Below are 12,284 nucleotides of genomic sequence, written 5' to 3'. Positions count from 1 at the left end.
AGCCTACGAGGGAAACCATTCTCGGTTCGTGTGAAAGGAACACCTGTGTCCGACGAAGCATTCATCTACGAGGCGGTCCGTACGCCCCGTGGCAAGCAGCGCGGAGGCTCGCTGCACAGCGTCAAGCCGATCGACCTGGTCTCGGGTCTGATCGACGGACTGCTGACCCGCCACAGCGATCTCGATCCGAAGGACATCAACGACGTGGTCCTCGGCGTCGTGTCGCCGGTCGGGGAGCAGGGTGCGGTCATCGCGCGTACCGCCGCCCTCACCTCGGGTCTCGGCGAGAGCGTTCCGGGCACCCAGATCAACCGCTTCTGCGCCTCGGGCCTGGAGGCCGTGAACCTGGCCGCGGCCAAGGTCCGCTCGGGCTTCGACGATCTGGTCCTGGCCGGCGGCGTGGAGTCGATGTCGCGTGTGCCGATGGGCAGCGACGGCGGTGCGCTCTTCATGGACCCCGCCACCGCGTACGACAACTACATCGCTCCGCAGGGCATCGGCGCCGACCTGATCGCCACCATCGAGGGCTTCTCGCGTGAGGACGTCGACGCCTACGCCGCCGAGTCGCAGCGTCGCGCCGCCCAGGCATGGGACGAGGGCCGCTTCGCGAAGTCGATCATCCCCGTCAAGGACATCAACGGCGTCACGCTGCTCGACAACGACGAGCACCGCCGTCCCGGCACCACCGTCGAGAGCCTCGGCAAGCTGAAGCCGGCGTTCGCGGGCCTGGCGGCCATGGCCGGATTCGACGACGTCGTGATGCAGAAGTACCCGAACGTCGAGCAGGTCAACCACGTCCACACCGGCGGCAACAGCTCCGGCATCGTCGACGGCTCGGGTCTGGTCCTGGTCGGTTCGGAGGAGGCGGGCAAGCGCAACGGCCTCACCCCGCGCGCCCGCATCGTGTCGTACGGCGAGGTCGGCAGCGAGCCGTCGATCATGCTCACCGGTCCCACCCCGGCCACCGAGCTCGCGCTCAAGCGCGCCGGCCTGACCGTCGACGACATCGACGTCTTCGAGCTCAACGAGGCGTTCGCGTCGGTCGTCATGAAGTGGATGAAGGACCTCAAGGTTCCGCACGAGAAGGTCAACATCAACGGCGGCGCCATCGCGCTCGGCCACCCGCTCGGCGCCACCGGCGCGATGATCATGGGCAGCACCCTCGACGAGCTCGAGCGCGTCGGCGGCCGCTACGGCCTGGTCACCCTCTGCATCGGCGGCGGCATGGGCGTCGCGACCGTCATCGAGCGTCTCTGATCGCCCCGGAACTAGAAGGAAAAAGACTCATCTCATGACTGCGAACATGATCACGTGGGAGAAGGACGCCGACGGCGTCGTCATCCTCACCATGGACGACCCGAACCAGGGCGCCAACACCATGAACGACCTCTACATGGAGTCGATGGCGGCGACCGTCGATCGCCTGGAGGCGGAGAAGGACGACATCACCGGTGTCGTCCTGACCTCGGCGAAGAAGACCTTCTTCGCCGGCGGCGACCTCAAGGACATGACCGCGGGACGCGGCGACAAGTCCAAGGAGGAGATCGCCACCGAGATCACCGAGCGCACCAACGCCATGAAGGCCGTGCTGCGTCGCCTGGAGACCCTCGGCAAGCCGGTCGTCGCCGCTATCAACGGCGCCGCACTCGGCGGTGGCCTGGAGATCGCGCTGCACTGCCACTACCGCGTCGCCGCGGACGTGAAGGGCAACCAGCTCGGCCTGCCCGAGGTGACTCTCGGTCTGCTCCCGGGCGGCGGCGGCGTGGTCCGCACCGTGCGCCTGCTCGGCTTCCAGCAGGCGCTCATGGGCGTTCTGCTCCAGGGCCCGCGTCTGAAGCCGGCCAAGGCCAAGGAGATCGGCCTGGTCAACGAGGTCGTCGGCTCGGTCGAGGAACTGATCCCCGCCGCCAAGGCCTGGATCGCCGCCAACCCGGAGGCCCAGCAGCCGTTCGACGTCAAGGGCTACAAGATGCCCGGTGGCGCTCCGACGAACCCGTCGGTGGCCGCCAACCTGCCGGCGTTCCCGGCTCTCCTGCGCAAGCAGATCAAGGGCGCCAACATGCCGGCTCCGCGCGCCATCCTGGCCGCTGCCATCGAGGGCGCGTACGTCGACGTCGACACCGCCGATCTGGTCGAGACCCGCTACTTCGTGTCGCTGGTCACCGGCCAGGTGGCGCAGAACATGATCAAGGCGTTCTTCTTCGACCTCCAGCACATCAACGGCGGCGGTTCGCGGCCGAAGGGCTTCGACAAGTACCAGGCCAAGAAGGTCGGCGTCATCGGTGCGGGCATGATGGGCGCGGCGATCGCCTACGTCTCGGCCAAGGCCGGCATCGAGGTGGTCCTCAAGGACATCGACATCGAGGCGGCCAAGCGCGGCAAGGGCTACTCGGAGAAGCTCGAGGAGAAGGCTCTCTCGCGCGGCAAGACCACCGAGGAGAAGAGCAAGGCTCTGCTCGACCGCATCACCCCGACCGTGGACGCCGCCGACTTCAAGGGCGTCGACCTGGTGATCGAGGCCGCGTTCGAGTCGGTCGAGGTCAAGAACAAGGTGTTCCAGGAGATCCAGGACATCGTCGAGCCGGACGCCGTCCTCGGCTCCAACACCTCGACCCTGCCGATCACCATCCTGGCCGAGGGCGTCAACCGTCCCGAGGACTTCATCGGCATCCACTTCTTCTCGCCCGTCGACAAGATGCCGCTGGTGGAGATCATCTGCGGTGAGAAGACCAAGGACGAGGTCCTCGCCAAGGTCATCGACTACACCCTGCAGATCCGCAAGACGCCGATCGTCGTCAACGACAGCCGCGGCTTCTTCACCTCGCGCGTCATCGGTACCTTCATCAACGAGGCCATCGCGGCCGTCGGTGAGGGCATCGAGCCCGCGTTCATCGAGCAGGCCGGCAGCCAGGCAGGCTACCCGGCTCCGCCGCTGCAGCTGTCGGACGAGCTGACGCTCACCCTGATGCAGAAGATCCGCAAGGAGACCGAGGCCGGAGCCAAGGCCGCGGGTCAGGAGTTCCCGTCGCACGGCTCGTACGCCGTCATCGACAAGATGGTCGACCTGGGCCGCACCTCGAAGAAGGACGGCGCGGGCTTCTACGACTACGCCGACGGCAAGCGCGGCCTCATCTGGCCGGGCGTGCGCGAGAACTTCGCCTCGGGCACCAATGAGATCCCGCTCGAGGACATGAAGGAGCGCATGCTCTTCGCCGAGGCCCTCGAGACCGTGAAGTGCTTCGACGAGGGTGTGCTCACCTCCGTCGAGGACGCGAACATCGGCTCGATCTTCGGCATCGGCTTCCCGGCGTGGACCGGTGGCGTGGTGCAGTACATCAACCAGTACGAGGGCGGCCTCAAGGGCTTCGTCGACCGCGCTCGCGACCTGGCGTCGAAGTACGGCAGCCACTTCGAGCCGCCGGCCTCGCTCGTCGAGAAGGCGGACGCCGGCGTCGAGAAGCTGACGAACGAGAACCTCGTCAAGAAGTGACGCGCTAGCGGCACACGACGCGAGAAAGCCCCGGTGAACCGGCGTTCACCGGGGCTTTCGGCGTGTATCGGCAGATACGCTCAGTCCGCCGTGCGGCGCCGGAACGCGCGCAGCGCGAAGGGTGCGAAGACGGCGGTCAGCGCGACCGACCACAGGATGGTCGCCAGTATCGGGTGCTGAAGCGGCAGCGCGGAGGCGTCGGTGGCGTGCGGCCCGTTCCCCCACAGCTGACGCATCGCCTGGACCAGGGAGGACACCGGATTCCACTCGGCGATGGTGCGGAGCCAGGTCGCCATGGGGGCGGTGGGGACGAAGGCGTTCGACAGGAAGGTCAGCGGGAACAGCACGGTGAACATGAAGCCGTTGACGGCTTCGACGGACTTGAGCCACGACCCGACGAGGATGCCGAACCAGATCATCCCGAAACCGAACACCAGGACGAGGACGAATCCCAGCACCCCCTCGAGCAGCGAGGTGTGGATGCGCCAGCCGATCGCCAGGCCGGTCAGCGCCATCACCACGATCCCGATCGACGAGTGCATCAGCGACGCGATCGCCCGGCCGAGCAGATACGACGTCCGGTTGATGGGGAGAGAACGGAAGCGGTCGACGATCCCCTTGTCGACGTCCGCGGTGATGCCGTTGGAGACGATGAAGGCGGTGAAGACGATGGTCTGGCCCATGATGCCGGGCAGCAGGTACTCGCGATAGCTTCCGCCGCCCGGCACCGGCATGGCGGGACCGAAGACGAACGCGAACAGCACCACGAACATGATCGGCTGGACGGTGACGTCCGACAGCATCTCCGGCATGCGCTTGGTGTGGATCAAGCTGCGCTGCACCATGATCGACGTCTGACGCCAGAGAGACGGCGGCCGGGCCGCGATGGTTCGGTCGAGGGCGGGGGCGCTCATGCGTCGGCTCCTTCGGAGTCGGCCTCCGGAACGGACTCCGCGCGGTGTCCGGTGAGGCTGAGGAATACGTCGTCGAGGCTGGGCCGCGACAGGCCGAGATCGTCGATGGCGATGCCGGAGTCGTCGAGAACCCGCGCGACATGCGTCAGGTCCGCGAGGCCGCCCGCGGGCAGGGTGAGGGTGCGCGCGTGCCGGTCGACGAACAGGTCGTCGGAGATCGGCGCGAGCAGTGCCTGCGCGGCCGCGAGGTCGGCGGAATGGGTGACGGTGGCCACCAGACTCGCCGCTCCGGCCTGCTGCTTGAGCTCGAGCGGGGTGCCCTCGGCGATGATCTTGCCCGCGTCGATCACGACGATCCGATCGGCGAGCTGATCGGCCTCTTCCAGATACTGCGTGGTCAGCACCAGGGTGGTTCCGTCGTCCACGAGACCGCGCAGCACCTCCCACAACTCGTTGCGGCTGTGCGGGTCGAGGCCGGTGGTCGGTTCGTCCAGGAAGAGCACGGGCGGTGACGCCAGGAGGCTCACCGCGAGGTCGATGCGCCGGCGCATGCCGCCGGAGTATTCGCGGACGGTCTTGTCGCCCGCGTCGGTGAGCGAGAACTGTGCGAGGAGCTGCTCGGTCCGTTCCTTGAGCACGCGGCGGCCGATACCGTACAGCCCGCCGATCATGCGCATGTTCTCCCGGCCGGTGAGCAGTTCGTCGACGGTGGCGGCCTGGCCGGTGAGGCCCATGCTGCGGCGGACGCCGTCCGGCTCGTCGAGGACGTCGAAGCCGTTGATGCGCGCGGTGCCCGAGGTGGGTGCACTCAAGGTGGTCATCATGCGGACGGTGGTGGTCTTGCCCGCGCCGTTGGGCCCGAGCATGCCGAGAACGGTTCCGGTGGGAACGGCGAAGCTGATCCCGTCGACCGCGGTGAAGTCACCGAACTTCTTCACCAGGTCCACGGCTTCGACGGCGATCGAGTCGGTCAGTCGTCTGTTCACTCGATCACCGTACGACGAGATGCCTCACGCCTCCATCGGGTTTTCCGAGGCGACGTCCGCGTTCGGGACCACGCGGATGCTGAGTGCGTCCGCCGCGGCGGCCGGAGGCGCGACCGGCGTCAGTTCCGGCCGCTTCGGCAGTCGGCCGTCGCCGAGGGAGCGTCCGCGGACCTTGCGGATGATCCACGGCGTGAAGAACTCGACGAACCAGCGCGCGTCGCCGAGGGTGCGCAGCACCCGGTTCGGATCGCCGGCCGGAGGCAGCGGCCGTCCCCAATCGGGTGAGCTGTCGGGCAGACCGAGCGCGTGCGCGGCTCCGGCGGCGAAGCGGTCGTGGCCGAGGGGCGAGGCGTGGAGGCGGTCGGGCGACCACGACCGGAGGTCGGAGAGGACCGGCGCCGCATGCAGGTCCACCAGGACGAAGCCGTAGGCGTCGGCGAAGTCGCGCATCATCTGGTTGATCGCTGCGAGCCGCGTTTCGATGCGGCCGGAGAACGGGATGGTCTCCGCGATGTTGGGAAAGGTCGAGACCACCACGTCGGCTCCGGTACCGGCCAGCCGCCGGTAGATGTAGTCGAGGTCGGTGTGCACCTCGCCGAGATCGATCCGGCCGATCACGTCGTTCATGCCGAGTGGTGCGGCGATCAGATCCGGCTCCAGCGCGAGGGCCGGTTCCAGCTGCTCGTCGCGGGTGTTCCGGGTGTTCTTGCCGCGGACCGCGAGGTTGGCGTACCGCAGGTCGGGGTTGTGCCGGGCGAGGTGCTCCGCCAGACGGTCGGCCCAGCCTCGGTAGCCGCTCGCGGGGTCGCCGTCGCACATTCCTTCGGTCTGGGAGTCGCCGATCGCGACGAACCGTGAGTAGTGCATGCGGACGATCTTATTCCGGCGACGGAGGCGGGGTGCCCTGGGTGACTTTACAAAATTATTGTGAATGTCTAGACATCGTACGTAACAACATCTAATGTCAACGTCACTAGTTCGCTGGACGAGGAGGAACACATGGCGAACCCGACGATCGACCGGAGCACCGCCGAGGTGGTGGAATGGCGCGACAAGAAGCGATACCTGTGGTTGCTGGGCCTGGTCCCGCCGACCGCGGTGTTCATGGCCACCGGTCTGGTGGCACTGTTCAACTGGGCATCGGACGCACTCGGCTGGAGCTGGGTGTCGACGGTGTCGCCCGTCTGGTGGTGGATCGGCCCGCTGCTGCTGTACGTGCTGCTGCCGATCCTCGACATCTTCTTCGGTCCGGACGGCCAGAATCCGCCGGACGAGTTGATGGAGCAGCTGGAGAACGACAAGTACTACCGGTACTGCACCTACGCGTACATTCCGTTCCAGCTCGCGAGCGTGGTCCTGGCCTGCTACCTGTGGACGGCTGACGACCTGAGCTGGCTCGGCGTCGACGGAGGCCTCGGGCTCGTCTCCAAGATCGGTCTGGCGCTGTCGATCGGCGTCATGGGCGGCATCGGCATCAACACCGCCCACGAGATGGGACACAAGAAGGTCTCGCTGGAGCGCTGGCTGTCGAAGGTGACGTTGGCGCAGACCTGCTACGGACACTTCTACATCGAGCACAATCGCGGCCACCACGTCCGCGTCGCGACCCCGGAGGACCCGGCCACCTCCCGATTCGGTGAGAGCTTCTGGCGATTCCTGCCGCGCAGTGTGTTCGGCAGCCTCAAGTCCGCGTGGGAGCTGGAGGCGACCCGTCTCAAGCGTCTCGGGCGTCCGGTCCTGCATCCGAGCAACGACGTCCTGAACGCCTGGGCGATGTCGATCGTGCTGTGGGGCGTGCTGACCGCGATCTTCGGATGGCAGATCCTGCCCTTCGCGGCACTGCAGGCCGTCTACGGTTTCTCGCTGCTCGAATCGGTGAACTTCCTGGAACACTACGGACTGCTGCGGCAGAAGAACGAGCGCGGCCGCTACGAGCGCTGCACGCCGGAACACAGCTGGAACAGCGACCACATCTGCACCAACATATTCCTGTACCACCTTCAGCGGCACAGCGATCACCACGCCAATCCGACGCGGCGGTACCAGACGCTGCGGAGTTTCGACGGTGCGCCGAACCTCCCGAGCGGATACGCCAGCATGATCGCGCTGACCTACTTCCCGCCGGTGTGGCGCGGAGTCATGGACCATCGGGTGCTCGAGCACTACGACGGCGACCTCTCGAAGATCAACATCCAGCCCGGCAAGGAACGGAGGGTCCAGGCCCGATACGGAAAGGCATCGGCATGAGCGCCTACCGCTGCGAAGTGTGCGAGTACGTCTACGACGAAGCCGAAGGCGCTCCGCGCGAAGGCTTCCCGCCCGGTACCGCGTGGTCGGACGTCCCCGATGACTGGGCCTGCCCTGACTGCGGCGTCCGCGAGAAGATCGATTTCGAACTGATTGGACAGTGACATGAGCACCACCGACTACAAACTCTTCCGTTGCATGCAGTGCGGCTTCGAATACGACGAGGCCGAGGGCTGGCCGGAGGACGGCATCGCCCCCGGCACCCGCTGGGACGACATCCCGGACGACTGGAGCTGCCCCGACTGCGGGGCGGCCAAGGCCGACTTCGAGATGGTCGAGGTCGCCCGCCCATGACCGGGCAGACCGCATCCGATGCGGGCGTCGTCGTGGTGGGAGCCGGCACCGCCGGCGTCACCGCGGCGGCGACGCTGCGGGCCGAGGGGTACGACGGACCGGTCACGCTGATCGGCGCCGAGCCCGGCACGCCGTACCGGCGGACCGCGCTGTCGAAGGATCTGCTCGGCGCGGACCTCTCCGAGTCCCGGATCGCCCTGCAGAAGCCCGACTTCTGGGCCTCGCGCGGCATCGACATCCGCACGCGGGTCAGCGTCACCGCGATCGACACCGCGGCGCGGACGGTCGCACTCGACAACGGCACCCGGCTCGACTACCGGGCCCTCGTCCTGGCGACCGGCGGCCGGCCGATCCGCCCGTCATGGCTCGCCGCCGACGTGCCGGCCCTGCGCACGCGCGACGATGCGATCGCGATCCGCGACGGTCTGAACGACTCGCAGCGGCTCGTCGTGATCGGCGGCGGGCTGATCGGCCTGGAACTGGCGGCCTCGGCCGCGGCTCACGGCATGTCGGCGACGGTCGTGGAGGCGGGCGGGCGCGTGGCGTCGCGAGTGATGCCCGCCGTGGTCTCCGACTACCTGCAGCGGCTCCACGAGGGCAACGGGGTGCGACTGCACCTCGGGTCTGCGGCGCATTCGGCGACCTCCGAGCGGGTGCAGTTATCAGGCGGGGCCGAGCTGGCGGGCACCGTCGTCGCGGCGATCGGCGCCTCGCCGGAAGTGGCGCTGGCCGCTGCCGCCGGCGTGCCGACCGGCCCGGCCGGGATCGTCGTCGACTCGACGCTGGCCACCGAGGTTCCAGGCGTGTTCGCGGCGGGTGACGCCGCCGGACCGCCGGACCTGCGGACCGGACGGCCCGCTCGCGGCGAGCACTGGTTCGGCGCCACCGATCAGGGCAGGGCGGTCGCGCAGTCGGTGCTCGCCGGACTGCGCGGCGAGCCGGCGGCACCGTTCGTCGAGGTGCCCCGGGCGTGGACCGTGCAGTACGGAGTCAACGTCCAGATGGTGGGGTGGCCCACCGCGGAGAGCGAGGTGGAGCTCGACGGCTCCATCGACGACGCCGACGCCACCGTCCGCACGGTGGTCGACGGAGAACTGGTGGGCGCGGTCACCATCGGTCGGGCGGCGGCGGCCCGCGCGTGCCGCTCGGAGATCGCGGCGGCGCTAGTCTCGAAGGTGTGAGTGCCCCAGCCCAGTCCTCGTCCAGCTTCGCGGTCGCGAGCAAGCAGCTGCTGCGTACGACGCTGCTGGACGGTCTCCGCACTCTGCTGCGAGAGAAGGACTGGGCTCGGGTGACGATGGCCGACGTCGCCCGGCAGGCCGGTGTCAGCAGGCAGACCGTGTACAACGAGTTCGCCTCCCGCGCCGGCCTGTCGCAGGCCTACGCGCTGCGTTTGGCGGACGAGTTCACCGGCGAGATCGGCGCGGCCGTGGCCGCGAACGTCGGAGACGTGACCGGTGCGCTGCGATCGGGTTTCGCCCGCTTCCTGGCCAGTGCCGCCGACGACCCGATGATCCAGTCGCTGCTGTCGGGCGAGGCCAAACCGGACCTGCTGAAGCTGATCACCACCGACGCCGCGCCGATCATCGCCGCGGCGAGTGACCGCCTCGAGGTGATCCTCGTGGAGTCGTGGATCGCCATCGACGCGGAGACGGCCGGCCGGATCGCGCGGATGATCGCGCGCACGGCACTGAGCTACGTGGCCATGCCGCCCGCCCCAGACGCCGACAGCGACGTCGCCGACGACCTCGCGTCGGTGCTCGCACCGGCCGTGATCGCGGCCCGCGCGTCCGAGCGCGACGGCGCGTCCTGAGCCGCCGCGCCCGGCGTCAGCGGGCCAGGAAGGCCCGAACGGTCGACTCGAAGGCGTCCTTGGCTTCGATCATCACCCAGTGGCCGCACTGGGGGAAGACGTGCAGTTCGGCTTCCGGGATCAGCCGCATCGGCGCCATCGACATGTCGGGCGGGCTGACGCGGTCGTCGCGGCCCCAGGTCAGCAGGGTGGGGCACTTCACCTTGTGCATCATCGCCCAGTAGGGCGGAGTGTCGGCGTTCGCCTGGTACTGCTGCATCATCTCGAAGGCCTTCGACCCGTACATCATCGCGGCGGTCTTCTGTGCGGCCGGATCGTTGGCGGCGGCCCACCGCTCGTCGATCAGGTCGTCGGTCACCAGCGCGCGGTCGTAGACCATGGAGTTGAGCCACCGGACCAACTTGTCGCGGTCGGGTGCGTCGGTGAACTCCTGGAGCAGACGGATCCCCTCCGACGGGCTGGGGCTGAAGATGTTCGGCCCCACGCCGCCGATGGTGATCAGCTTCTCTACTCGGTCCGGATACTTGATCGCGAGGTTGATGCCGACGACGCCGCCCATCGAATTGCCGATCATCGCCGCCGAGGCGATGCCGAGGGCGTCCATGAACCGGATGACGGATGCGCCCGCGGTCAGGACGGGATGGCCGTCGACGGGATCGGAGACGCCGAACCCCGGGAACTCGATGATGTAGCAGTGGTGCGTCTCGGCGAAGAAGCCGAGATTGCCGCGGTAGTTGCGCCAGCCGTTGACGCCGGGGCCGGATCCGTGAAGCAGGATGAGCACGTCGTCGTTGTGCTCACCGGCCTCGTGATACCGGATTACTCCCTCGTCGGTGCTGATCTCGCGTCTGGTTCCCTCGTAGGTCACGTCCATTCCGCCATAATAGAACGTGTTCTAGTTGCTGGTTGGACGTATCCTGGAGCGCGTGAAGATCGATGCCTCAGTTCCGCTCGTCGCCGCAGGTCTGATCGGCGGGTTCGCCGCCGCCCGATACTCCGGGATCCGTCCCCTCGGCGGTGCCGTGCTCGCCGCCGCCGGCGTCGGCGCCGGCCGCAGCTGGCTCCATCGCGGCGCGGCCGTTACGGGAGCTTTGTCGGCAACGTACCTCGGTGCGTTCGGAATCTCACACCCGCTGGCGAAGAAGCTGGGCGCATGGCCGTCCGTGCTGGTCGTGACGGGTGCGGCCACAGGTGTGACGGCGGTCGCCTTGACGCTCGCTGACAGATCGGCTCAGTGATTCACAGGAAGTCGGGGGAGAATCGTCGAGTGGTGCACGGCACCGCTCTTTGCTCTCGAGGGGATAGATGGTGATTCGACGTAATTCCGCCGCGCTGGTGTCATGCCTGGTGGGCGTGGCGATGGTGCTCGCCGCGTGCAGCGGTGGCACTTCGGCCCCGCCTCCGGCTCCCGCGGCGATCGGCGTGCCCGTGGCGAACGGCAAGCCGATCAATCCGACGACGCCGATCGTCGTCGACGCGACCGGAGGAGAACTCACCGCTGTGACGGTGACCAACGCGGCGGGTAAGAAGGTCGACGGAAAGCTCGACGCCACCGCGACGCATTGGACCACCTCCGAGGACCTCGGGTACGGCGGGACCTACACCGTGGACGCCACAGCGGTCAACAGCGACAAGAAGCCGACTACGAAGTCGTTCACCGTCACCACCATCACCCCCGACGACACCGCGTACGCCAACGTCGTCCCGGCACCGGACGTGGTCTCCGACGTCGGCATCGGCGTCGGTCAGCCGATGGTCTTCCAGTTCACCAAGCCGGTGAAGGACAAGGCCGAAGTGACCAAACACCTCAAAGTGACGACCACACCCGCTCAGCCGGGTGCCTGGTACTGGATCGACGACCAGAACGTCCACTACCGCGGCCCCGAATACTGGAAGCCGGGCACCAAGATCCACATCGAAGCCGACGTATACGGCGTCGATCTCGGCGACGGCGTCTACGGCGCCGAGGACAACGCCGTCGACTACACCGTCCACGACTCCTGGGTGGCGAAGGCCGACGGCGCCACCGAACTGCTCACCGTCTTCCACAACGGCGAGCAGGTCAAACAGATGCCGATGAGCCTCGGCGAGCCGAACAATCCGTCGCACACAGGTCCGCACGTCGTGTCCGAGAAGGCCGCGCAGACCGTCATGGACTCGTGCACCTTCGGTGTCTGCCAGGGCGATCCCGGCTACTACCGCGAGACCGTCTACAACGATCTGCGCATCTCGAACGACGGTGAGTTCGTGCACTCCGCGCCGTGGTCGGTGGGTCAGCAGGGTGCCTCGAACGTCTCGCACGGCTGCGTGAATCTGAGTCCGGCCGACTCGCAGTGGATGTTCGACCACTTCGGTCTCGGCGACGTCGTCGAGATCACCAACTCGGGCGGCCCGCCGCTGCCCGTCTGGGACACCTACGGCGACTGGGAACTCAGCTGGGATCAGTGGAAGGCGGGCAACACCTGACGAGTTGACGCCGG

13 protein-coding genes are annotated in these 12,284 nt (G+C 67.7%); 9 read left to right on the top strand and 4 right to left on the bottom strand.

The features are described from left to right. Positions 1 to 45: 45 nt before the first annotated feature. The gene (locus P5P27_RS18260; RefSeq protein ID WP_006896837.1) at positions 46 to 1,257 is read left to right on the top strand and encodes an acetyl-CoA C-acetyltransferase; all 1,212 of its coding nucleotides are present in this window, start codon (positions 46 to 48) and stop codon (positions 1,255 to 1,257) included. A 34-nt stretch (positions 1,258 to 1,291) separates the two neighbouring features. Beyond that, positions 1,292 to 3,490: a 3-hydroxyacyl-CoA dehydrogenase NAD-binding domain-containing protein gene (locus P5P27_RS18255; protein WP_006896836.1), complete on the top strand. Its 2,199-nt coding sequence runs from the start codon at positions 1,292 to 1,294 to the stop codon at positions 3,488 to 3,490. 80 nt (positions 3,491 to 3,570) lie between these two features. Here the strand turns inward: P5P27_RS18255 and P5P27_RS18250 are convergent, their stop codons facing one another. From P5P27_RS18250 to P5P27_RS18240, 3 genes are read right to left on the bottom strand one after another with little or no spacing between them, the layout of a single operon-like run. Further along, positions 3,571 to 4,404 carry an ABC transporter permease gene (locus P5P27_RS18250; protein ID WP_062367266.1) on the bottom strand — a complete coding sequence of 278 codons (834 nt, stop codon included), beginning with the start codon at positions 4,402 to 4,404 and terminating at the stop codon, positions 3,571 to 3,573. Further along, a complete protein-coding gene (locus tag P5P27_RS18245; protein WP_006896834.1) occupies positions 4,401 to 5,390 on the bottom strand; it encodes an ATP-binding cassette domain-containing protein in 990 nt (329 codons plus the stop codon). Before P5P27_RS18245 ends, P5P27_RS18250 begins: the two co-directional genes overlap by 4 nt. A gap of 24 nt (positions 5,391 to 5,414) precedes the next feature. Further along, complete coding sequence (locus P5P27_RS18240; protein ID WP_278125408.1) at positions 5,415 to 6,257, bottom strand: SGNH/GDSL hydrolase family protein; 843 nt, start codon at positions 6,255 to 6,257, stop codon at positions 5,415 to 5,417. 132 nt (positions 6,258 to 6,389) lie between these two features. Between P5P27_RS18240 and P5P27_RS18235 the strand changes: the two genes are divergently transcribed. From P5P27_RS18235 to P5P27_RS18215, 5 genes are read left to right on the top strand one after another with little or no spacing between them, the layout of a single operon-like run. Next, positions 6,390 to 7,637, top strand: coding sequence for an alkane 1-monooxygenase (locus P5P27_RS18235; RefSeq protein WP_006896832.1), 1,248 nt, complete (start codon positions 6,390 to 6,392; stop codon positions 7,635 to 7,637). After that, positions 7,634 to 7,801 carry a rubredoxin gene (locus P5P27_RS18230; protein WP_006896831.1) on the top strand — a complete coding sequence of 56 codons (168 nt, stop codon included), beginning with the start codon at positions 7,634 to 7,636 and terminating at the stop codon, positions 7,799 to 7,801. Before P5P27_RS18235 ends, P5P27_RS18230 begins: the two co-directional genes overlap by 4 nt. A 1-nt stretch (position 7,802) precedes the next feature. Then, positions 7,803 to 7,991, top strand: coding sequence for a rubredoxin (locus P5P27_RS18225; protein WP_006896830.1), 189 nt, complete (start codon positions 7,803 to 7,805; stop codon positions 7,989 to 7,991). Beyond that, on the top strand, positions 7,988 to 9,172 hold the full coding sequence (locus tag P5P27_RS18220; protein ID WP_278125403.1) for an NAD(P)/FAD-dependent oxidoreductase: 1,185 nt from the start codon (positions 7,988 to 7,990) through the stop codon (positions 9,170 to 9,172). The genes P5P27_RS18225 and P5P27_RS18220 overlap by 4 nt, the downstream gene beginning before the upstream one ends. Continuing rightward, a complete protein-coding gene (locus P5P27_RS18215; RefSeq protein ID WP_006896828.1) occupies positions 9,169 to 9,804 on the top strand; it encodes a TetR/AcrR family transcriptional regulator in 636 nt (211 codons plus the stop codon). The genes P5P27_RS18220 and P5P27_RS18215 overlap by 4 nt, the downstream gene beginning before the upstream one ends. A gap of 16 nt (positions 9,805 to 9,820) precedes the next feature. On the opposite strand, the gene P5P27_RS18210 is transcribed toward P5P27_RS18215, so the two are convergent. Further along, positions 9,821 to 10,678: an alpha/beta fold hydrolase gene (locus tag P5P27_RS18210; protein WP_045540643.1), complete on the bottom strand. Its 858-nt coding sequence runs from the start codon at positions 10,676 to 10,678 to the stop codon at positions 9,821 to 9,823. A gap of 52 nt (positions 10,679 to 10,730) precedes the next feature. Between P5P27_RS18210 and P5P27_RS18205 the strand changes: the two genes are divergently transcribed. Further along, positions 10,731 to 11,042, top strand: coding sequence for a hypothetical protein (locus tag P5P27_RS18205; protein ID WP_062367274.1), 312 nt, complete (start codon positions 10,731 to 10,733; stop codon positions 11,040 to 11,042). Between the two features lie 121 nt (positions 11,043 to 11,163). Beyond that, complete coding sequence (locus tag P5P27_RS18200) at positions 11,164 to 12,270, top strand: L,D-transpeptidase (protein WP_479724240.1); 1,107 nt, start codon at positions 11,164 to 11,166, stop codon at positions 12,268 to 12,270. Positions 12,271 to 12,284 lie beyond the last annotated feature (14 nt).

The organism is Gordonia sihwensis (genome assembly GCF_029632925.1).
Classification (GTDB): Bacteria; Actinomycetota; Actinomycetes; order Mycobacteriales; family Mycobacteriaceae; genus Gordonia; species Gordonia sihwensis.
This window is presented reverse-complemented; position numbering and strand designations above follow the sequence as displayed.

Excerpts from the sequence above, each read along its gene's own strand:
- P5P27_RS18255 (WP_006896836.1), top strand. The coding sequence starts at position 1,292 with ATGACTGCGAACATGATCACGTGGGAGAAGGACGCCGACGGCGTCGTC.
- P5P27_RS18250 (WP_062367266.1), bottom strand. The coding sequence starts at position 4,404 with ATGAGCGCCCCCGCCCTCGACCGAACCATCGCGGCCCGGCCGCCGTCT.
- P5P27_RS18240 (WP_278125408.1), bottom strand. The coding sequence starts at position 6,257 with ATGCACTACTCACGGTTCGTCGCGATCGGCGACTCCCAGACCGAAGGA.
- P5P27_RS18235 (WP_006896832.1), top strand. The coding sequence starts at position 6,390 with ATGGCGAACCCGACGATCGACCGGAGCACCGCCGAGGTGGTGGAATGG.
- P5P27_RS18230 (WP_006896831.1), top strand. The coding sequence starts at position 7,634 with ATGAGCGCCTACCGCTGCGAAGTGTGCGAGTACGTCTACGACGAAGCC.
- P5P27_RS18225 (WP_006896830.1), top strand. The coding sequence starts at position 7,803 with ATGAGCACCACCGACTACAAACTCTTCCGTTGCATGCAGTGCGGCTTC.
- P5P27_RS18220 (WP_278125403.1), top strand. The coding sequence starts at position 7,988 with ATGACCGGGCAGACCGCATCCGATGCGGGCGTCGTCGTGGTGGGAGCC.
- P5P27_RS18210 (WP_045540643.1), bottom strand. The coding sequence starts at position 10,678 with ATGGACGTGACCTACGAGGGAACCAGACGCGAGATCAGCACCGACGAG.
- P5P27_RS18200 (WP_479724240.1), top strand. The coding sequence starts at position 11,164 with ATGGTGCTCGCCGCGTGCAGCGGTGGCACTTCGGCCCCGCCTCCGGCT.